This is a genomic window from Pantoea sp. E2023-21 (assembly GCF_051302795.1).
GTDB lineage: Bacteria > Pseudomonadota > Gammaproteobacteria > Enterobacterales > Enterobacteriaceae > Pantoea > Pantoea ludwigii_A.
This window is the reverse complement of record NZ_CP195344.1, coordinates 563,362-584,353: the sequence shown is the minus strand read 5'-3', so window position 1 is coordinate 584,353 and position 20,992 is coordinate 563,362. Positions and strand designations below refer to the sequence as shown.

Sequence of the window (20,992 nt, the reverse complement as noted above, 5' to 3'; positions counted from 1 at the left end):
CGTAGGGTCGCCATTCATGGCGCCCCACATGATTACGCGTTCAGCGCCTTGGTGATCTTCTCGTACAGATCGCCAGACAGCTTATCCAGCCCTTTCAACGTTTCCAGCGCTTTACGCATCAGCGCCTGGCGATCGGCATCATAACGTTTCAGGCGAATCAGCGGCTCAATCATACGCGCAGCCACTTGCGGGTTACGCGTGTTGAGATCGGTCAACATCTCCACCAGGAACTGATAACCACTGCCATCTTTGGCGTGGAATGCCGCTGGATTACCTGACGCAAACGCACCAATCAATGAACGGATACGGTTCGGGTTGCCCATGGTGAACGAACGGTGATTTAGCAGCTCGCGCACCTTGCTCAACACATCCGCCGCCGGGCTGGTGGCTTGCAGCACAAACCATTTATCCATCACCAGACCATCCTGATGCCAGCGCTCGTCATACGCCGCCAGCAACGCATCGCGGCAAGGCAAGTTGGCTGCTACAGCCGCAGCCAACGCCGCTAACGCGTCAGTCATGTTATTCGCCTGCTGATATTGTGCCTGTACCAGCTTGTCCGCCTGTGCCGCATCGGCGAAGGCCAGATAACCAAGGCAGACGTTTTTCAGCGTGCGCTTACCGATCTCAGCGTGTTCAATTTTGTATTCGCTGCTTTGGTTGGCCAGATAGAGCGCGAAGAATTCGTCACCCAACTCTTTTGCCAGCGTACGTACCAGCGCATCACGCACCGCCGAGATCGCCAGGGGATCGATGACATCAAACAGTTCGGCGATTTCATTCTCAGACGGCAGCGACAGAATCAGCGCTTTCAGTGCCGGATCGCCCTGCTCATCCAGCAGCACCGCGCGGAACGCATCGGCAACATGCAGCGGCAGCGACAGCGGCTGGCCCTGCTGATGACGCGCCACATTCAGCCGAATGTAAGTTGCCAGCAGGCTTTGCGCCGCATCCCAACGGGCGAAATCATTGCGCGCGTGACGCATCAGGAAGGTGAGCTGCGCATCGCTCCATTTATAGTCGAGCTTCACGGGTGCAGAGAACTCACGCAGCAGCGACGGCACCGGCTGGAAGTAGACTTTATCGAAAATGAAGGTCTGGAACTCTTCGGTAACGTTCAATACGTGATGCACCGGATGACCATTATGCTGCAGCGGGATCACCTTGCCTTCGTTATCGTAAAGTTCGATATCCAGCGGAATGTGTAACGGCAACTTCTCTTTCTGCTCGGCGGTGGCTGGCGTGCGCTGGGCCACGTGCAGCGTATACTGCTCCAGCTCAGGATTGTAATCATCGCGTACCGTCAAAATAGGCGTGCCCGCCTGGCTGTACCAGCGGCGGAACTGCGAGAGATCAACATTTGAGGCATCTTCCATCGCCTGTACAAAATCATCACAGGTGGCCGCGCTGCCATCGTGACGTTCGAAGTACAGCTGCATGCCTTTCTGGAAATTCTCTTCGCCCAGCAAGGTGTGCATCATGCGGATCACTTCTGACCCTTTCTCGTACACCGTTAAGGTGTAAAAGTTGTTCATTTCGATCACCTGATCCGGACGGATCGGGTGCGCCATTGGGCTGGCGTCTTCCGCAAACTGCGCACCGCGCATCACGCGCACATTATCGATACGATTCACCGCGCGCGAGCCGAGATCGGAACTGAACTCCTGATCGCGGAACACCGTCAGACCCTCTTTCAGGCTGAGCTGGAACCAGTCGCGGCAGGTCACGCGGTTGCCGGTCCAGTTGTGGAAGTATTCGTGACCGATAACCGCTTCAATGCCGAGGTAATCTTTGTCGGTGGCGGTTTCAGCTTTCGCCAGCACGTATTTGGAGTTGAAGACGTTGAGGCCTTTGTTCTCCATCGCGCCCATATTGAAGAAATCCACCGCGACGATCATAAAGATGTCGAGGTCGTACTCCAGGTTAAAACGCTCTTCATCCCACTTCATGCTGGCTTTCAGTGACGTCATCGCCCAATCGGCACGATCGAGATTGCCGCGATCGACAAAGATCTCCAGCGCCACATCGCGGCCAGAACGCGTGGTAAAGCTGTCGCGCAGTACGTCGAAATCACCGGCCACCAGCGCAAACAGGTAGCACGGTTTTGGGAATGGATCTTGCCACTTCACCCAGTGGCGACCATCTTCATGGCGGCCGCTCTCCAGCTTGTTGCCGTTCGAGAGTAAATAAGGATAGCGTGCGCCATCGGCGATAATGGTGGTGGTAAAGCGCGCCAGCACGTCTGGGCGATCAAGATACCAGGTAATGTGGCGGAAACCTTCGGCTTCACATTGGGTACACAGCGCTTCGCCAGATTGGTATAACCCTTCCAGCGCGGTGTTTTTATCCGGATGAATGTCATTGATGATGGTCAGCGTGAAGGTGTCCGGCAGCTGGCTGATGAACAACGCGCCCTCTTCTTCGCGGTAATGTGGCCACGGATTGCCATCCACCGCCAGTGATACCAGCGTAAGATCTTCGCCATCCAGACGCAGTTCAGCATCCGCAGCGCCAAGACGCTTCACCTGGCTGACCGCAGTGACGCGCGTTGAAGCAGCATCCAGATCAAACGTCAGGTCGATATCGGTAATGGTATAATCCGGCGCACGGTAATCGTGGCGATATTTAATTTGCGGCTGTTGCGTCATGAGTCCTTCTCGCATCGTTTAATCGTTAATATGTTGACCCGTCAAAGTCTAAGCGGGTTGTGCCTCTGTTGCCACGTACAATGCGTGCGTTCGTTGAAAAGGCTACAATTCATTAACAATGGCACAAATGACCCTCGACCTGCCACCCGCAATTATGGTGTGATCGCGGTCATTACTGTTTTATACTCCTGCGTCTTTATGACTTTGTTGAACACCGGGCTCTGCTCCGCGGAAGAGGATGCTGAAACGCACCATGACTGGACATGCTTCCCCGATTTTGACCACGCTGCTTGATACCGATGCGTACAAGCTCCATATGCAGCAGGCCGTCTATCATCGCTATTATGATGTCCCGGTTACGGCGGAATTTCGCTGCCGTGGCGACGAGCTGCTCGGTATTTATGCGGACGAGATCCGCGCGCAGATTGAAACCCTGCAAACGCTCACCCTGAGCGACGAGGAGTATCACTACCTCAGCGGACTGCCGTTCTTTCAAACCGATTACCTTAACTGGCTGCGCCAATTCCGCCTCGATCCTTCACAAGTCAACGTGCGTAACAACAACGGCCATCTGACCATTCAGATCAGCGGTCCGTGGCGTGAAGTGATTCTGTGGGAAGTGCCATTGCTGGCGCTGATAAGCGAAGTAGTCCATCGCCATCGCACGCCGCAAATGGGAGTGGACCAGGCGGTAGCGCACTTGCAGCACAAGCTGGTGGATTTCCGTCAGCAGGTAGGCGATTTGGATATGTCGCGCTTCCAACTGATGGATTTCGGCACCCGTCGCCGTTACTCCAAAGCGGTACAGGAAGCGATCGTCAGCACGCTAAAAGCGGAGTTTCCGTGGCTGGTTGGTACCAGCAACTACGATTTGGCGCGCCGCCTGCAGCTTAATCCGGTAGGGACTCAGGCGCATGAATGGTTCCAGGCGCACCAGCAGATCAGTCCGGTATTGGCAAATAGCCAACGTGCCGCGCTGCAATCCTGGCTGGATGAGTATGACGATCAATTAGGCATCGCCTTGACCGACTGCATCACCATGGACGCGTTCCTACGTGACTTTGGTCCCGGCTTTGCCCATCGTTACCAAGGCTTGCGCCATGATTCTGGCGATCCGGTGGAATGGGGTGAGAAAGCCATTGCGCACTATCAGCGCCTGGATATCGATCCAAAAAGCAAAACGTTGGTGTTCTCGGATAACCTCAACATGGATAAAGCGCTGACGCTCTATCGTCACTTTGGCCAGCGCGCCAACGTGGTGTTTGGTATCGGAACACGTTTATCCTGCGATATTCCTGGCGTTACACCGCTGAATATCGTGATTAAACTGGTGAGCTGCAACGGCAAACCGGTGGCAAAACTCTCCGACAGTCCCGGCAAAACCATTTGCCAGGATAAAGCCTTTGTGCGCGCCTTGCGCAAAGCCTTCGATCTGCCGCTGGTTAAAAGAGCCAGCTGATTCTTATTGCAGGGTGCTTGCACCCTGCTCCCCGTCAACAAATCTCCCTGTCGCGCGGCAATTTTGCTTGTTTCCTGTCGGCTCGCAAGTAACATAGCAAAACCCCGAAAAGGGGCTTTTATCCACTATATATATAGAGAGAACTTTATGAGCGTTGTGCCTGTAGCGGATGTACTGCACGGCCGTGTTGCGGTTGACAGCGAAGTCACCGTACGTGGTTGGGTGCGTACCCGAAGAGATTCCAAAGCTGGTCTTTCCTTTATCGCCGTTTACGACGGTTCCTGCTTTAATCCCGTTCAGGCCGTCGTCAATAATTCTCTGAATAATTATCAGGATGAAGTGCTGCGTCTGACCACCGGCTGTTCCGTGATCATTACAGGGAAAGTGGTCGAATCGCCGGGCGAAGGCCAGGCCTTCGAGTTGCAGGCGACCAAGGTTGAAGTCACTGGTTGGGTTGACGATCCGGATACCTATCCAATGGCGGCAAAACGTCACAGCATCGAATACCTACGCGAAGTGGCGCACCTGCGTCCGCGTACTAACCTGGTGGGTGCGGTGGCGCGCGTGCGTCATACGCTGGCCCAGGCGCTGCATCGCTTCTTCCACGAAAACGGCTATTTCTGGGTTTCTACCCCGCTGATTACTGCGTCTGATACCGAAGGTGCTGGCGAGATGTTCCGTGTTTCGACGCTGGACCTGGAAAATCTGCCGCGCGATCCGCAGGGCAAGATCGATTTTGATAAAGACTTCTTCGGTAAAGAAGCGTTCCTGACCGTATCTGGCCAGCTCAACGCCGAAACCTATGCCTGCGCGCTGTCTAAGGTATATACCTTTGGTCCGACTTTCCGCGCCGAAAACTCCAACACCAGCCGTCACCTGGCGGAATTCTGGATGCTGGAACCGGAAGTCGCTTTTGCGACGCTGGATGATGCGGCTGCGTTGGCAGAGTCCATGCTGAAATATGTGTTCCAGGCGGTGCTGAACGAGCGCGCCGATGACATGGCGTTCTTTGCTGAGCGTGTGGACAAGGACGCCGTTGCGCGCCTGGAGCGTTTTGTTCAGACCGATTTTGCGCAAGTGGATTACACCGATGCGGTCGACATCCTGCTGAAGAGCGGTCAGACCTTCGAGAACCCGGTTTCATGGGGCGTGGATCTGTCATCCGAACACGAGCGCTATCTTGCGGAGCAGCACTTTAAAGCACCGGTTGTGGTGAAAAACTATCCGAAAGACATTAAAGCCTTCTATATGCGTATGAACGACGACGGCAAAACCGTGGCGGCGATGGATGTGCTCGCGCCAGGAATTGGTGAAATCATCGGTGGTTCACAGCGTGAAGAGCGTCTGGATGTGCTGGATGCACGCCTGGCAGAAATGGGCCTCAATAAAGAAGATTATTGGTGGTATCGTGACCTGCGTCGTTACGGCACCGTGCCACACGCTGGCTTCGGATTAGGTTTCGAACGATTAATCGCCTATGTCACCGGCGTACAAAATGTAAGGGATGTTATCCCCTTCCCACGTACTCCACGCAATGCGAATTTCTAAATTTAGCGATTAATTATAAGAAATTCATATATATAAAGAGGTCGGCCTAGCCGGCCTTTTTTTATTTTTGTAAATTTTGAGTTCTCTCACAAAGTTCCCTATTTTTTACAAATTGTAATACATTTTTTCCTTTTGATACTCAATTGAGAGATTTGAATCATCTTCGGGCTAGAATTAGCAACCCTGTGATGGAAAGATGCGTGCAGACACAGGAGACATCAAACTTCTTTCAAGGTTCTGTAAAGATTTCTTGGCAGCAGTGGCAGATGTCCAAATAACTCCAATGAGGGTAATAAAAAATGATGAAGCGCAACATTCTTGCAGTGGTTATCCCTGCTCTGTTAGCTGCCGGCGCAGCAAACGCAGCAGAAATTTATAATAAAGACGGCAACAAGCTGGATCTGTACGGTAAAGTTGATGCGCGCCACACTTTCTCTGATAACGCTGGCGATGATGGCGACCAAACTTATGTTCGCTTCGGTTTTAAGGGTGAAACTCAGATTACTGACCAGCTGACCGGTTACGGCCAGTGGGAATACAACGTTCAAGCGAACGTTGCAGAATCTCAGGGCACCAGCGGTTCTAAAACCCGTCTGGGCTTTGCAGGTCTGAAATTTGGTGATGCAGGTTCATTCGATTACGGCCGTAACTATGGCGTTATTTATGACGCAATGTCTTACACCGACCAATTACCGATATTTGGTGATGACACCATGTATCAGGAAAACGACAACTTCATGATTGGTCGTTCAAATGGTCTGGCTACTTACCGTAACAGCAACTTCTTTGGCCTGGTTGATGGTCTGAGCTTCGCTGCACAGTACCAAGGCAAGAACGAAGGTCGTGACGTGCTGCATGACAATGGAGACGGCTGGGGTACTTCTGTAGCCTATGACACTGGCATGGGTGTTAGCGTTGTAGGTTCATACGCTTCTTCTGACCGTACCGATCAGCAAGCACTCGATGGCAACGGCGATAAAGCTGACGCATACGGCTTCGGTCTGAAATATGACGCGAACAACGTTTACCTGGCAGCATTCTACGGCGAAGCACGTAACACCACTGCTTACGGTAATACTGCTCGTCAGACTGCTAACAAAACTCAGAACTTCGAAGTGGTTGCACAGTACCAGTTCGACTTCGGTCTGCGCCCATCCATCGCTTACCTGCAGTCTAAAGGCAAGCAGCTGAATGGTAACACCGCTAACGGTGCAACCTTCGCTGGTGGCGATGCTGACCTGGTTAAATACATCGAAGTGGGTACTTACTACTACTTCAACAAAAACATGTCTACCTATGTTGATTACAAAATCAACCTGCTGGATGACAACGATTACACCCGCGCTCAGGGCGTGAGCACCGACGACGTTGTTGGCGTTGGCTTGGTATACCAGTTCTAATCACACGATTAGATTGGCGTAATACCTAAAAACGGAGCCTTAAGGCTCCGTTTTGCATTTCAGTGATCGGCCTCGCAATTAGCTTTTCTACTTTCAGCACCCGCCCTATTTCTTTTTTATATCAGCGGTTGGCAAGTGTGCCGACTGACGTTAACCTGATAGCTCATTTCGCTAAAGTTCACCCAAACGGAACTGACTCATGTTTGAATCGATCTCTGCCGCACCCGCCGATCCTATTCTGGGACTGGCTGACCTTTTTCGTGCCGACGACCGCCCGAATAAAATCAATCTTGGCATTGGTGTTTATAAAGATGAAACCGGTAAAACGCCGGTACTCACCAGTGTTAAAAAAGCTGAGCAGTATTTGCTGGAAAATGAAACCACCAAGAACTACCTGAGCATTGATGGTCTGGCGGATTTCGCACGTTGTACTCAGGAGCTGCTGTTCGGCAAAGAGAGCGCGCTGATTTCTGCGGGTCGTGCCTGCACGGCACAAACGCCAGGCGGCACCGGCGCCCTGCGCGTTGCGGCGGATTTCCTGGCAAATCAGACCAGCGTTAAGCGTGTTTGGGTGAGCAACCCAAGCTGGCCTAACCACAAAAATGTATTTAACGCCGCGGGTCTGGAAGTCTGCGATTACCATTACTATGACGAAGCCAGCCATAGCCTTGATTTCGCTGGCATGGTGGCATCACTGCAGGAAGCCAAAGCGGGCGATGTGGTGCTGTTCCACGGCTGCTGCCACAACCCAACCGGCGTTGATCCAACGGCCGATCAGTGGCAACAGCTGGCGAAGCTGTCACAAGAGAAAGGCTGGCTACCGCTGTTCGATTTCGCTTATCAGGGCTTTGCTCGCGGTCTGGATGAAGATGCGGAAGGTTTGCGTATTTTTGCCGCCTCTCACCAGGAACTAATCGTTGCCAGCTCTTACTCGAAGAACTTCGGTTTGTACAATGAGCGTGTAGGTGCATTGACGCTGGTTGCAGCAAGCAGCGACGTGGCGAAAACCGCGTTCAGCCAGGTGAAATACACCATTCGCGCTAACTACTCTAATCCACCGTCCCATGGCGCGGCTGTAGTTGCCACCATTCTGAGCAATGACGCGCTACGCACCATCTGGATACAGGAACTGACGGATATGCGTCAGCGCATCCAGCGCATGCGTCAGCTCTTTGTGAACACGCTGGCGGATAAAGGCGCGAATCAAGACTTCAGCTTTATCATCAAGCAGAACGGCATGTTTTCGTTCAGCGGGCTGACCAAAGATCAAGTGGTACGTCTGCGTGAAGAGTTTGGTGTGTATGCGGTGAATTCCGGTCGCGTCAACGTGGCAGGCATGACGCCAGACAATATGTCGGCGCTGTGTGAGGCGATTGTCGCGGTTCTTTAAGCCAACGGCGAATAATGAAAAATGGGCCTAGATGGCCCATTTTTTATTCTTGAAGGAACGGATTGCTGATGCGCTCGCGACCCAACGTTGAGATAGGTCCGTGACCCGGCACGAAAGTAACATCATCGCCGAGCGGCAGCAGCTTGGTTTTAATCGCATTGATTAAGTCGCTGTGACTGCCCTGCGGAAAATCGGTGCGTCCAACGCCGCCGTTGAAAATCACATCGCCTGAAATAAGAAGACGCCCTGCGCGATCGAAGAACACAATGTGTCCCGGCGTGTGGCCCGGACAAAGCAGCACGTCCAAATGAACATTCCCCACCTGCACGGTCTCTCCCTCTTCCAGCCAGCGATCGGGCGTGAGCGGTGCGCATTCGGGTAGTCCAAACATGCGGCTTTGAGTTGGCAGATTATCTAACCAGAAAGCATCAAGCGGATGCGGGCCGACAATCGGCACCTGATAATGTGCCGCGAGTTCAGCGGCGGCACCGACATGATCGAGATGTCCGTGCGTGAGCAGGATTTGCGACGGCGTTAAACCACGTTCTGCCAACACGGCTTTGATGGTTTCCGCATCGCCGCCAGGATCGACTAATGCCGCTTGTTGGGTTTCGTCATCCCAAATAACTGAACAGTTCTGGGAAAAAGCGGTAACCGGGATAATTTGGTAATTCATAGCGCTCCATGACCGACACACGCAGCGCTGCCGGTATCAGGACCAGTGCCTTGCAGGCCCGGTATCAATGTGTACGAAGTTGCTGCGCGGGTAATATCCTACACCACCAGCGCGCATTGATAACGCCGCTTTGCGAACATTGCTCAACGAAATTCCCTCAATATGGAAATCCATGGCTTGTCCTTTGGTGTGGTAGCTTTTTTTCGCCACGCCCGGACCCGATTCACGCAGCATGGTGTTAGTGGCTAACGTGCGGTAACCGGAAATCAGCTGCACTGGTTTACGCGTATCAAGTAGCGTTTGCAGGCGATAAAGCTGGTCAAAAAGATGCGGATCGATGTTCTTCACCTGATTGGCGCGATAATCACGGAAGAAGTGATTTAAGCGGGCTAACTCATCCTTGTCATAACGCTTACCGTTAAAAAACTCTGTTTTAAGGGTTTCACCGGTGTGAAGGTTACTGAGTGTCAATACTCGAGGGCGGGCGGTGGAAAGCGAAGCCAGCGCGGAGCCAGGAAGCAGTGATAAACCTGCTGCTGCGCCTCCAATCAAGAGTAATCGACGACGTTGAGAATCAATATTAGCCATGAAGCGAGGTTACCTAATCTAAAGCGGATAAAATATGTGCGAAAAGTACACAAGGCCGAACAGTAACGTCCACCTAAGACTCAGTCAACCCGGAATATGATTCAGAAGACCAAAACCAGCTCAAAATCAAATTTTCGAGACTGGTCTTGGTTAATTTAATGTAAAAGGAGAACAGTCAAATCAATCACTAGAGTAGCAATTGACCTGCTTTATTCAGCACCTGACTGCCAGATCGCGCGGGGTTATCATAATTGTAAATATCTGTACGATATTGCGGTTGCCCGTCGTCAGCAACCCAGGCGGTTAAGTAGTAAAGGTTGACCGGAATACGATGACGAATCGGTACATAGCGCGTATTCCCCTCTTTCAACGTGTCCGAAATACGTCCGTCATTCCAACCCACATCCTGTAATAGCAGATCGGCCAACTCGGAAGCTTTGTTCACGCGGACACAGCCTGAACTGAGCGCACGGATATCGCGCTGGAACAGCGTATGGTTGGGCGTATCATGCAGATAAATGGCATCTGAGCTTGGCATGTTGAATTTGTAACGGCCAAGTGAGTTCGTCGCGCCTGGCGCCTGACGAATGCGATACGGGAAGCTCGCCGCCGACACCATACGCCAGTCAATCATGGAGGGATCGATCACTTCCGCATCCGCGCTCCAGCCGGACAGCAGCGTATAACCGTGCTTGTACAGATAAGTCGGATCCTGCTTCACCTTTGGCACAATATCCTGACGCACCAATGTAGTTGGCACGTTCCACGGTGGATTAAGCACCACATTATTCAACGCGCTGCGCATCAGCGGCGTTTTGCGATCGGGACGACCGACGATCACGCGTGATGACAAAATGGTGGCACCATTGTTGTAGTAGGTCAGCGAGTAGTTGGGAATGTTTACCATGATGCCGTTATGCATATCATCCGGCAGCAGGCGCAGACGTTGAATATTCAGTGCCAGCAGCGATGCACGCATCTGCGGAGGTACATTCAACCACTCGCGCGTGCGCGGACCAATCGCACCGTCATCGGCCAATCCCTGCCAATGCTGGAAACGCTTAACGCCCTCCACTAGCGCGGTGTCATACACATTGGGGCCGACGGCTGTCGGATTAGCGGCAACATTATTGGCCACTTCAGGTGAAGCGGCCAGAGCGGGAGCAGCATCAATATCATCAAAATTGGCGGCAGACGGACTCACTGCTACCGGTTGATCGCTTTGACTCACCGGAACCGGGGCGGTTGGCACCGCATCTTCCGCCGGCGTAGGCGTGCTGCTGTGGCTGGCGGTTAACATGCCGGTACGTTGCAGAATTTCGCGTAACGCAGGCACATCATTGCTGATTTGTCCCGGACGCAGCGTGGTACTGTCGCGCAGTTGCGGCCACGGGCGATTATCGGTCAGCAACGTTTTCAACGCGCTGTGCATCGGTGCGTATTGAGGGTGTTGCGGCTGTAGAGAAACCACGAAAGTGCGGCTGCCGCCCGCGTTGACCGCGTTCTGCCATTGATTAATCGCCGCCAGCGTCGGCATCGTCAGCTTGTAAGGCACGTTGCTGTAGAGCCAGGTTTCACCCTGCGAAGGCACATTGGCGACAAATTGCAGATAGCCGAGCATCGCATCGCTCAGCACGATATCGCGCGCCAGACCTTTAATATTGGGATTGGTTAGACGCTCCACCCAGCGGCTGAACTGCGGCTGTACGCCAGAGAGCGCCACTTCCGCCAGCTGCTGCTGAAAAGCCTGCACCGCTTCGTGGTCTTGCCACAGCGGAGCCATATCGCGCGAAGCATAAATGCCGGCTAAGCCCGGCAGATAGAAGGGTTGTTCAGTGGCGCTAAACGCCTGCTGGATCTGTTGCTGGCTGGCAGCAACCGACATCGAACGGTGCGTGGAGTGAGGCAGCGTGGAGGTGATAGCCGCATAGCTGACCGCCAGCGGTGACAATACCAGTGACAAACCGAGTACTCCTGCAGCACGACTCATTTTGCTTTTATTGTTTAGCAACATCCCTGCCCCCTTCTCACCAATGACATAGCGCCCTGTTATCGCTATGTACAACCATACTCTTAATGTTGAGTATACGAATAAAAAACGGCATCTGCCTTTAAGTGCAGATGCCGCTTACAGATTAAACGTAGCGCTGTTTTTTAACCAGATTTAGCGCTAGCTATTTTCCGTTTCAAGACCAAGCCCGGGCGTTTCCTGTTTCACGGGTGCGGAATCCGCCGAGAAGCCGCGCAGACCCACTACATGCACATGTTCGGTGTTGTTAAACATTTTACGCACCAGCTTATAGGTGGTGCCTTTTTCCGGGCTGATGTTCTCTGGTGCTGCGATGATCAGCTGCATCTCCAGACGTTCGCACAGCTCAAACAACGTGGCGATAGAACGCGCATCCAGACGGGCCGCTTCATCGAGGAACAGCAGACGACACGGCGAAATATCTTTGCCGCGCAGACGACGCGATTCTTCTTCCCAACTCTGTACCACCATCACCAGAATCGACATCCCGGTACCGATCGCTTCACCGGTTGAAAGTGCGCCACTTTCCGCGCGCAGCCAGCCATCAGTACCACGATTGACCTCCACTTCCATCTCAAGATAGTTGCGGTAGTCGAGCAGCTCTTCACCGATGGTTTGCGGCGTGCGTTGGCCCATATCGATCTGCGGATTCAGGCGCTGATAAAGTTTCGCCAGGGCTTCCGAGAAGGTTAAGCGATTGCTGGTAAACAGATCCTGGTGCTGTTCATGCTCTTCCGACAGCGTATCCAGCAGCGTGGAGTGCGCTTCACGCACGTTCACGTTGAGGCGCACGCTGCGCACCTGACCAAAGCTCACGGCCTGCAAACCTTGGTTCAGCTGGCGAATACGGTTTTGCTCGCGCTGAATGGTTTTGCGAATAATGTTCGCGGCGCTGCGTGAACTGATCGCCAGCGTCTGTTCGCGCGCCGTTAGCTCTTCGGTCAGGCGATTCAGTTCAATCTCCATCTGCTCGATGGCTTCAACCGGATCGTCAGTACGAATGATGTCCTGACGGATACGTTCGCGCAGATGCTGGTACACCGCGATAAAGAACTGAATCTTACGCTCCGGCCGTTTCGGATCTTCAGACATGCGCAGCACATCGCGCAGATGTTCATTATCCGCCACCGCCAGACGCAGCGCACCGAGCGCTTTATCCGACATGGAACGTAGCTCATCACCGCTGAGATAGGCCAGTTCGCGGCGATGCAGACGACGCTCAACACCGTTCTCTTTGACCAGACGCAGCACCGCGCACCAGCCCGCTTTAGCATTCACTACCTGCTGACGAATCTGGTGATAATCGCGTTCCAGCTTGCGCAGTTTCTTCTGCAGGCTATCCATTTCTGCTTCACAGAAGGTGATCTGTTTTTCCAACTGGTTGCGACGCGCGCGGTTGTGGCTCAGTGCGCTATACAGCTCATCACGACGGATGCGCGCGCGCTCTTCTGCGCTGGCATCAGCATGCACGCCGATATCCTGCATCTCTTGCTGCAACTCTTTCAGCATGTCGCGTTTGGCGTCGTAAGAGCTTTTCAGCGACGCCAGCACTTGCGAATACTGCGTCAGCTGTGCCTGATGTCCACGCAGACGTTCACGTGCGCGGCTGCGCTCGCCTTCCGCCTGCTCCAGACGCTGACGCAATTTTTCATTGAGATCGCTGTTACCACCCAACATGCCAGCTGAACTTTCATAGCTGAAATGCGCACGGCGCTGCACCACCTCGGTCAGCGCAAACGCCTGCTGACGCGCATCACGCTGCTGTTGCTGCGCCTGCTGATAATCACGCTGCAGCTGATCGTGCTGCTGCGGATCGCTTTGCAGTACCGAAATCAACGGCTCCAGCTTGCTGAGTTTGCTGCCGTGTTGATGCAGGAAACGCGCGGCTTCCTGCGCTTCTTCTACCCGCTCGCGGATCTCTTCACAACGATCGCCGAGCGTGTCGTCGAGCAGCAGATTAACGCGCGGCAACAGGCGGTTCAGCTGGCTGACACCCTCTTTTGCCTGCTCAAACTGTGCGCGCTGCTGCTGATTATCGTTTTCATGCTGCGCTAAAGCCCGCTCCAGCTCGCCACGGCGGCTGTTGAGCTGACGAATCTGCGCTTCCGGATCTTCATCAAACGCTACCGCTAAATGGCTACCAATAAAGCGGCTAAAGGATTGGTGCAAACGCTGGTTTTTCTGCACATCAAACGACAGCGTGGCATAACGCTCGGCCAGCTGTTCACGTTCGTTGTTCAACAGTTCCAACTGATTTTCACGCGCCGCGCGGCCAAACAGCGGTACTTTGGGGAAGCGGGAGTAGCGCCACTGACGCTCAGCCACTTTTACCACTACCGCTTTTTGCAACTCTTCAACGCTAAATACGCTGTCGTCAAATGCCTGCGGATCACCTTCAATCAGATAGAGATCTTCCGGGCACTCGTCTAAACCGTCGAGCAGTTCGCGCACCAGCGACAGATCCGGCACCACGATGGCGTGACGCGAGGGACCGTACAACGCCGAGAAGTACGGTGCATCATCCAGCGTAACGTCATCATAAATTTCTGACAGCAGCACGCCGCCAAAACGTTCCGCCAGTTGCGTCAGGCGAGCATCTTCCGCGCCGCCCGGTTGACTCAGACGTTCAATCTGCTGTTCAACTTCGCGCTTCCGCGCGGCCAGTTCGTCACGCTCAACTGTGGTTTCACGCTCACGCTCCAGCAGTTGCTGCATAAATTCGGTAATCTGCTGGCTGCTGGTCAGCTCCTGGCCGGTTTGCTCACTCAGTTGCGTGAGGATCTCCTGCGCTGCCAGCCAGTGTGGCGCGCGGGCGGTCAGCGCCGTAATGCGCTCACGCAGTTGCTCCAGCTCTTGACGCATCAACATGCGGCGTTCGCCGGCATCCGCTACGCTCTCATTCAGTTGTTCAATCTGCGCTTCGAGTTCACGCTGCAAACCGTCAAGCGCATCCGCATCGTATTGCTGGCCCTGACGTTTGCAGAAATCCGCCAGCAGACGCTCAGCATCATGTTGCTCGCGCAGACGCGTTTCCAATTCATTCAGGCGCAGACGCAGCGAGGAGAGTTGTTCGGCATGATGACGCTGATTGCTGGCATCACGCAGTAATTCACGGCCCACTTGCCACGCATCCTGACGACCGACGTCACCCGCAATGCTCGTGACTAATGTCAGCGCCTGCTCGAACTGGCTGTGTGCCGCTTCGGCGACACTCAGTTTCTGCTCGAGACGCAGCAGACGTTCGGTCGCTTCTTCTTCACGCGCCTGGAAGGTTTCCTGCCATTCAGCGGCATTATCGATAGTTAAATCGGGCAGCTGGCACTGCGTACGCGCTTTCTCCAATGCCTGTAAGGCTTGCTGATACTGGATGGCACGCGTCTGCTGCACATCAAGCGCCTGCTGGAAGTCAGCGAGTTGGCTTTTCAGCTCATCCACTTCAACTTCAGCCGCTTCGGCGCGCGCTTCGTTCTCTTCCTGCACTTCACGCGCTTCGGCAACAACTTCGTTCTGCTCTTCAAGACGATAGGTCAGTTCTTCCAGATCGGCATCGTAGCGCTCGATCTTTTCCGCCTGACGCATCGCAGTTTGCACCAGATTGAGATGATCGCTGGCACCCTGATAATCGCTTTCCAGATCGCTCTCGGCACCGTTGTGCTCGGACAACTCGCGCGCCATTTCGATATGTCGATACTGTTCGGAAATGAGCTGATTACGGCTGGTAAAAAGCTCATTACGCAGCTGCAACGCGCCATCAAGGTGAAGGCGACGCTCGTTAGCGTGGCGCATGTAGTCAGCGGAAACATAGCTGGTAGCTTCAGAAATCAGATGTTTAAACAGGTCGCGATCCGACTGCGTAACGCGAATGGCTTCCAGCGTCATGCGGTTTTCACGCAGCGCAGCTTCCATATCCTGGAAAGCTTTGCGCACTCCGCCGTTTTCGGGCAGCAGGTAATCGCGCAGCGATCGGGTGATGGCGCTGGAAATACCGCCATACAGCGAGGCTTCGATCAGACGATAGAATTTGCTGCGATCGCTGGCATTACGCAGACGACGTGGCACCACGCCGAGCTCAAACAGCACCGAGTGATAATCGGTTACAGAGTTGTACTGTTTGAACTGTACGCCTTCCTGCGCTTCGACACGTTCCTTCACTTCCGTCAGCGGCAAAACGCGCGCCTGACGGTTATTGAGGACTTCGGTCAGCATATCGGTAGGCTGTGAATCGCTCGGCAAGCCGTGAATACTGAATGGTTTGATATCGACTTTTTTATCGCGCCCTGCCACCTGCTGAAGACGTACACCCACTATCACGCGTTGATGGCGAGAGTTGACCACATCCAGCACCGAATAACATACGCCAGCACGCAGTTTGCCGTGCAGGCCTTTATCACGCGAACCGGAAGTGGCACCCGCTTCGGTGGTATTACGGAAATGCAGCAGCGTTAAGTCAGGAATCATTGCCGTAACGAAAGCGGCCATGGTGGTGGATTTACCCGCACCATTACCGCCTGACAGCGTGGTCACCAACTCATCGAGATCAAAAGTACGGGCAAAGAAGCCGTTCCAGTTGATCAGCGTTAGCGAACGAAATTTACCGCGTTCAATCATGCTTGTTCATCCTCCGCGTTGTCACTCGCGTCGCTTTCAGCGTCAATATCGTTATCTGATTCATCGGTTTCTGTCGCAGCTGGCGCGCTTTCCAGCGTCATCGCTTCACCGTCACGGATCAGGCGCAGCTGCGCTTCACGCGCATCATCACCGCTGCGCACGTCAGCACCAAAGCGGAATACCGATTCGGTGATGCGGAATTTACTGCTGTCGTTACCCATAAACCACACCATGCCAAGACGACGCAGGCGGCTCAGCGACGCGCGCATTTTTTCCTGCAGCTTGGCACGATCGAGATCGGAACCGGTGGAGCGCTGATTTACCAGCTTGAGCAGTTTGCTCTCATCGGCCAGCGACAGCAGTTCGTCGTACAGCTCTTGCTGGGTAAAAATCCCTTCATTCGCCAGACGTTCCGGGCTGAGATAGAGATAGCAAAGAATCTTGCCGACCATCATGTCCAACTCGGACAATACCGAGCGCGGGATCAAGGTGGTTGAACGCGGACGCAGATAGAAGAAGCCTTCCGGCGCGCGGATCAGCTCAACGTTATAGCGCGTGTAAAACTCTTCGAGATATTCCTGGTAATCCATCAGGAAGGCGTGATTATCCAGCTCTTCAATGCCAATGTGGCGACCCGCGCGTAACTGGCTATCGAGCGCCGGGAAAATCGGGTTTGCCAGAGCCAATGCCAGTTTGACTGGCATCACTTGTTCAATATTTGTCGATGACATGTGCCTGCACCTTGGCTCCGTAATCATTAATGGCCTGCCATTGCGCAGGCAGACCGGCTAAATCAGCTTCGGCCACGCCGAGTCGCACGGCTTGATCGATGACAATACGCGCCAAATCAAAGTGGCGCGCGCGCGGATACTGCGACAGATAGTCGCGCATCACCGTGGCAAGATGGAGTGGCTTTTGTTCCTGCTTATAAATCAGTAGCGCCTCTTCGATCATTGCGGCCAGCTGTTCGCGAATCTCATTAAACTCTTCGTATTCCATTTCCGGCGGCAGCTCGCCCATCACTTCGTCATTACGCAGCGTCATCTCTTCATCGCGCATATCGTAAAGACGATCGGCATTGGCGTAGGTCAGCGCCCACGGCTGGTCGAAATAATTTTGCACCGACAGGCGTAAACGCTGTGCAAAGACGCGGTTCTTATCCATGTCGATGGCGGTACGAATAAACTTGTGCACGTGACGGTCGTAGCCAATCCACAGGTCGATTGCCTGCTGGCCCCAGCTGATGATGCGATCCAATTTGTTTTGCAGGTCGTACACCAGCTTATCGACAAAACCTAAATCCGGGCTGCTCAGCGTCGCGTCCTGAATACGCAGCAGGTTGGCCTGCAATTTATCGCCCGCCGCTTCCAGCGTATCCTGCAGCTCGCGCAGTGTACCGGAGGTTTCCGACAGCAACATTTCACAGCTGGAGATCGCCGCGCGCCAATCTTTGTTAAGCAGGTCGGCAATGTCGGTTTTCACCGCTTGCTGCTGCTCATCCATCAGACGCTGCGTCATGTCGATGCTATCGAAAATTTCTGCCACCGAATATTTCAGCGGCGCAAATACGTTGCGATGCCAGTGGAATTCGTCACCGTCTTCTTCGGCAGCATCTGCGGCACGCTTCAACTCCTGCGCCACGATCGATAACTGCATTGACAAGCGCAACGTGGAGAATTCGCGCTGGCGGATGTAATAGTCGGTAATACCGATAGCGAGCGGCGTCAGACGATAAATGGCATGCCCTTCCGTCAGTTCGCTGGTAAAGCGGTTAAGCAAGCGCTGACGCACCATGTCGTTGATGGCGTTGTTGGCACGTACCTGCACGGTTTCGTGGGTTTGTTCAAAAGCTTTGCTAACGTGACGGAACGCGTCAATTAGCTCGCCTTCACTCATCTCGCCGTCCATGCGCTCACCGTTTAAGGTGGCGATGGCCAGCAAAAAGGCCAGACGTTCTACCGGCAGCGCAAGCGAAAAATCGTTCTTGCGCGCCCATGCCACCAATTCGGGGACCGTCTGGGAAAATTCGCTCATAGTTGATCCTTCTGACTGGGTTTGCGCGCGGTCACGTGGATATAGCGCCCTAAACTTAAAAAGGGCTCCTGGCGACAGAAACGCCGTTCCATCTCAATGATTTCCTCAACGCTCTTCCCTGCGCCGGGTTGCGGCTTCATGTAATCACAGAAGACGCGAATGCCCGCACGCCGTTCAATGTCAAATCCGCAGTTTTTCAGCCAGCGCGTCACGTCATCAGGATCGCGTGGGAAATCCGGCGACAGCGTGCGCTTTTTGCGTTTGCTCATATTGGCGCGCATATAGCCGAAATTGCCGAGCGTCAGAGTGCGGAAGGTTAAGCCGTGCGCGTTGTAAAACATCAACGACAGCACACCGCCGGGCTTGAGCGTGTGCCACAGCGCTTGCAGCACTTCTTCTGGCTGCGCCACCCATTCCAACACCGCGTGAAACAATACCAGATCAACCTGCGTATCCAAATGTTCGCCCACCTGCTGAGCGCTAATTTGTTTGAATTGCATGTTGTGGCTCACACCCGCTGCGAGCGCATGGGCTTCCGCCAACTTCAGCATCTCAGCAGAAAGATCGCACAGTACAACCTGATGACCGCGCGCCGCCAGACCGCTTGAGACTTGTCCCACGCCGCCACCGGCATCCAGCACCTGTAAGGGCCCGACAGGCAATGACGGTAACAGGGCTTCCAGCTCGTCCCAGACAATCGCCTGGCGCACTTGCCCTTTGCGCGTGCCATAAATGTTCTGTGAGAATTTGTCCGCCAGATCGTCAAAGTTACGATCCTGCATGATGATGGCTCCGCTTTGCTGCATTCAACTTGTGCTATTTTGTCACAGGCTCAACAAGAATGAACCTTTCATGCCGCAGTAACCGTCTGGCTGCTGTTTTTTCGGACAAAAGAGACCCTATTCGATGTTTTTCGCATTTAAAAAAGTCATTGGCGGGATGTTGCTGCCTTTGCCGCTGCTGTTATTACTGATGGCGGCAGGACTTTTGCTGCTCTGGTTCAGCCGTTGGCAAAAAAGTGGCAAAATCCTTATCTCTTCCAGTTGGCTGCTGCTGCTGGTTTTGAGCCTGCAGCCGGTTGCCGATCGCATGCTGTCACCGCTGGAAAATCATTATCCCACCTGGAACGGTAACGAGCCGGTCGATTATATCGTGGTGCTCGGCGGCGGCTATACCTTCAATCCGAATTGGGCGCCAAGTTCAAATTTGATAAACAATAGTTTGCCGCGCGTGGCAGAAGGCGTACGTCAGTGGCGGCGCTACCCGCAGGCGAAAATGATCTTTACTGGCGCAGCGGCAGGCGAAAATCCACGTAGCAGCGCCAGCGTGGCGGCAGAAGTCGCGGAGAGTCTTGGCGTGCCGCCAGAAGCGATTATTCAGTTGGATCAGCCGCGAGATACGGTTGGTGAAGCACGCGCGGTGAAGCAAACAATTGGGCAACATCCGTTCTTGCTGGTGACGTCCGCCAACCATTTGCCGCGTGCCATGCATTTCTTCCAAAGTGCCGGTATGAATCCGCTGGCCGCGCCGGCTAATCAACTGGCGGTGACATCGCCGTTGAATGGGTGGGAACGCGCCATTCCGTCATCGCTGTGGCTCGCACACAGTGAACGCGCTATCTATGAAATGCTAGGACAGGCCTGGCAGAAGCTGCGCGGTGATGATCTCACCTCAACCCAGCCAGGGGAGTAATTGTTCACGGGCGTGATCAAAGCGCGGACGGTCAAATTGCCCGCTGCTGACCAGCGTGTCGATGCAATCCCACAGCTGATACAACCAGCGTCGCCAGAGGAAACCTTCTGCCACTGGCGCACGCTGCAAATAGTGCTGTAGCAGTGATGCTTCTGCCCCGCTATCTGCCAATCGCATGAGATCGTATTCCCGCGGAGCCCAGAGAATGTTGCCTGGCTGCATCATCGCAATCAGCTGATCGCTGTGGGCCTCTTTCAGCATACTGGCTAAGCGCAAATTGCCATGCATCAACACGCAAGGATCGTCAAAGCCATGAAACAGACGAGGTAAAAGCTGGCGGCTACGAAACAGAATCTGACGATCTTCTAGCGTGAAAAACGGCGGGGACAGATAACCCAGCGTTGACCACAATACTTCCACTCTTTGGCGATACCACGCGGGCCAGCTATTTTCCTGCACACTGTCTACACTGCCGACTAAGCCATGGCTGTCGATGCGATGCCAGGCCAGCACGCCTTCCACAATCTGTTCACAAAGCTGTTCCCAGCGAGCTGCGCTGCGAGCAGGCGCTTCCGCTGACACGCCGTTAAACCGCGCCATCAGCAACATTTCATGAACGGGTTTTTGCTGGCTAAGCACCAGACCAAACACCGCAGGCACGGCGACTAAGCCATCATGACCCAGCATGGTGAGCTTTTTGGCTTCCAGCGCAGCACGTCCCTGGTGACGAAAATACTTTGCCACCAGCGGCATGGGTTTACCGGCGTTATCATAAAGCGCATACAGCCGCGTGTGCTTCTGTTCGCTGATGGTTTCAAGACGGCTGATACTTTCACCAAGCACCAACGCAAGTTCTGAACGGAGCTGTTCCATGCGATATCCTCCGATGTCAAAGGGGTATGCTGGAGGTGATGGCGACG

The 20,992-nt window shown here is 54.0% G+C and carries 14 protein-coding genes; 5 read left to right on the top strand and 9 right to left on the bottom strand.

Features of this window, described 5'->3' with window-relative positions; genetic code table 11:
• Positions 1 to 32 precede the first annotated feature (32 nt).
• Positions 33 to 2,648: an aminopeptidase N gene (gene pepN / locus ACRQ84_RS02750; protein WP_483817123.1), complete on the bottom strand. Its 2,616-nt coding sequence runs from the start codon at positions 2,646 to 2,648 to the stop codon at positions 33 to 35.
• 253 nt (positions 2,649 to 2,901) lie between these two features.
• On the opposite strand from pepN, the gene pncB reads away from it, so the two are divergent.
• The 4 genes from pncB (at position 2,902) to ACRQ84_RS02730 (ending at position 8,445) form a co-directional block, all read left to right on the top strand.
• Complete coding sequence (pncB, locus tag ACRQ84_RS02745) at positions 2,902 to 4,107, top strand: nicotinate phosphoribosyltransferase (RefSeq protein WP_064741206.1); 1,206 nt, start codon at positions 2,902 to 2,904, stop codon at positions 4,105 to 4,107.
• 147 nt (positions 4,108 to 4,254) lie between these two features.
• A complete protein-coding gene (asnS, locus tag ACRQ84_RS02740) occupies positions 4,255 to 5,655 on the top strand; it encodes an asparagine--tRNA ligase (RefSeq protein ID WP_064740762.1) in 1,401 nt (466 codons plus the stop codon).
• A 299-nt stretch (positions 5,656 to 5,954) separates the two neighbouring features.
• A complete protein-coding gene (gene ompC / locus ACRQ84_RS02735) occupies positions 5,955 to 7,055 on the top strand; it encodes a porin OmpC (protein WP_483817122.1) in 1,101 nt (366 codons plus the stop codon).
• A gap of 199 nt (positions 7,056 to 7,254) precedes the next feature.
• A complete protein-coding gene (locus tag ACRQ84_RS02730) occupies positions 7,255 to 8,445 on the top strand; it encodes an amino acid aminotransferase (protein WP_064740760.1) in 1,191 nt (396 codons plus the stop codon).
• 43 nt (positions 8,446 to 8,488) lie between these two features.
• Here ACRQ84_RS02730 and ACRQ84_RS02725 read toward each other — a convergent pair whose 3' ends face one another.
• From ACRQ84_RS02725 to cmoM, 7 genes are all read right to left on the bottom strand, one after another.
• Positions 8,489 to 9,121: an MBL fold metallo-hydrolase gene (locus ACRQ84_RS02725; protein WP_483817121.1), complete on the bottom strand. Its 633-nt coding sequence runs from the start codon at positions 9,119 to 9,121 to the stop codon at positions 8,489 to 8,491.
• Positions 9,122 to 9,157: 36 nt separating this feature from the next.
• Entirely contained in the window at positions 9,158 to 9,709 is a 552-nt protein-coding gene (locus ACRQ84_RS02720; protein ID WP_008102370.1) for a peptidoglycan L,D-endopeptidase MepK, read from the bottom strand.
• Positions 9,710 to 9,896: 187 nt separating this feature from the next.
• Complete coding sequence (gene ldtD / locus ACRQ84_RS02715) at positions 9,897 to 11,723, bottom strand: L,D-transpeptidase (RefSeq protein WP_483817120.1); 1,827 nt, start codon at positions 11,721 to 11,723, stop codon at positions 9,897 to 9,899.
• A gap of 156 nt (positions 11,724 to 11,879) precedes the next feature.
• Positions 11,880 to 16,346, bottom strand: a complete 4,467-nt coding sequence (gene mukB / locus ACRQ84_RS02710) for a chromosome partition protein MukB (protein ID WP_483817119.1) — start codon at positions 16,344 to 16,346, stop codon at positions 11,880 to 11,882.
• Complete coding sequence (gene mukE / locus ACRQ84_RS02705; RefSeq protein ID WP_483817118.1) at positions 16,343 to 17,077, bottom strand: chromosome partition protein MukE; 735 nt, start codon at positions 17,075 to 17,077, stop codon at positions 16,343 to 16,345. Before mukE ends, mukB begins: the two co-directional genes overlap by 4 nt.
• Positions 17,058 to 18,380 (bottom strand): chromosome partition protein MukF, encoded by a 1,323-nt coding sequence (gene mukF / locus ACRQ84_RS02700; protein WP_064740755.1) that lies wholly within the window; start codon positions 18,378 to 18,380, stop codon positions 17,058 to 17,060. Before mukF ends, mukE begins: the two co-directional genes overlap by 20 nt.
• Entirely contained in the window at positions 18,377 to 19,162 is a 786-nt protein-coding gene (gene cmoM / locus ACRQ84_RS02695) for a tRNA uridine 5-oxyacetic acid(34) methyltransferase CmoM (protein ID WP_483817117.1), read from the bottom strand. Before cmoM ends, mukF begins: the two co-directional genes overlap by 4 nt.
• A gap of 124 nt (positions 19,163 to 19,286) precedes the next feature.
• Here cmoM and elyC point away from each other — a divergent pair, with 124 nt between their 5' ends.
• Positions 19,287 to 20,072, top strand: a complete 786-nt coding sequence (gene elyC, locus ACRQ84_RS02690) for an envelope biogenesis factor ElyC (RefSeq protein WP_483817116.1) — start codon at positions 19,287 to 19,289, stop codon at positions 20,070 to 20,072.
• Here the strand turns inward: elyC and ACRQ84_RS02685 are convergent.
• The gene (locus tag ACRQ84_RS02685) at positions 20,052 to 20,945 is read right to left on the bottom strand and encodes a YcbJ family phosphotransferase (protein WP_483817115.1); all 894 of its coding nucleotides are present in this window, start codon (positions 20,943 to 20,945) and stop codon (positions 20,052 to 20,054) included. The genes elyC and ACRQ84_RS02685 overlap by 21 nt on opposite strands.
• Positions 20,946 to 20,992: the final 47 nt, after the last annotated feature.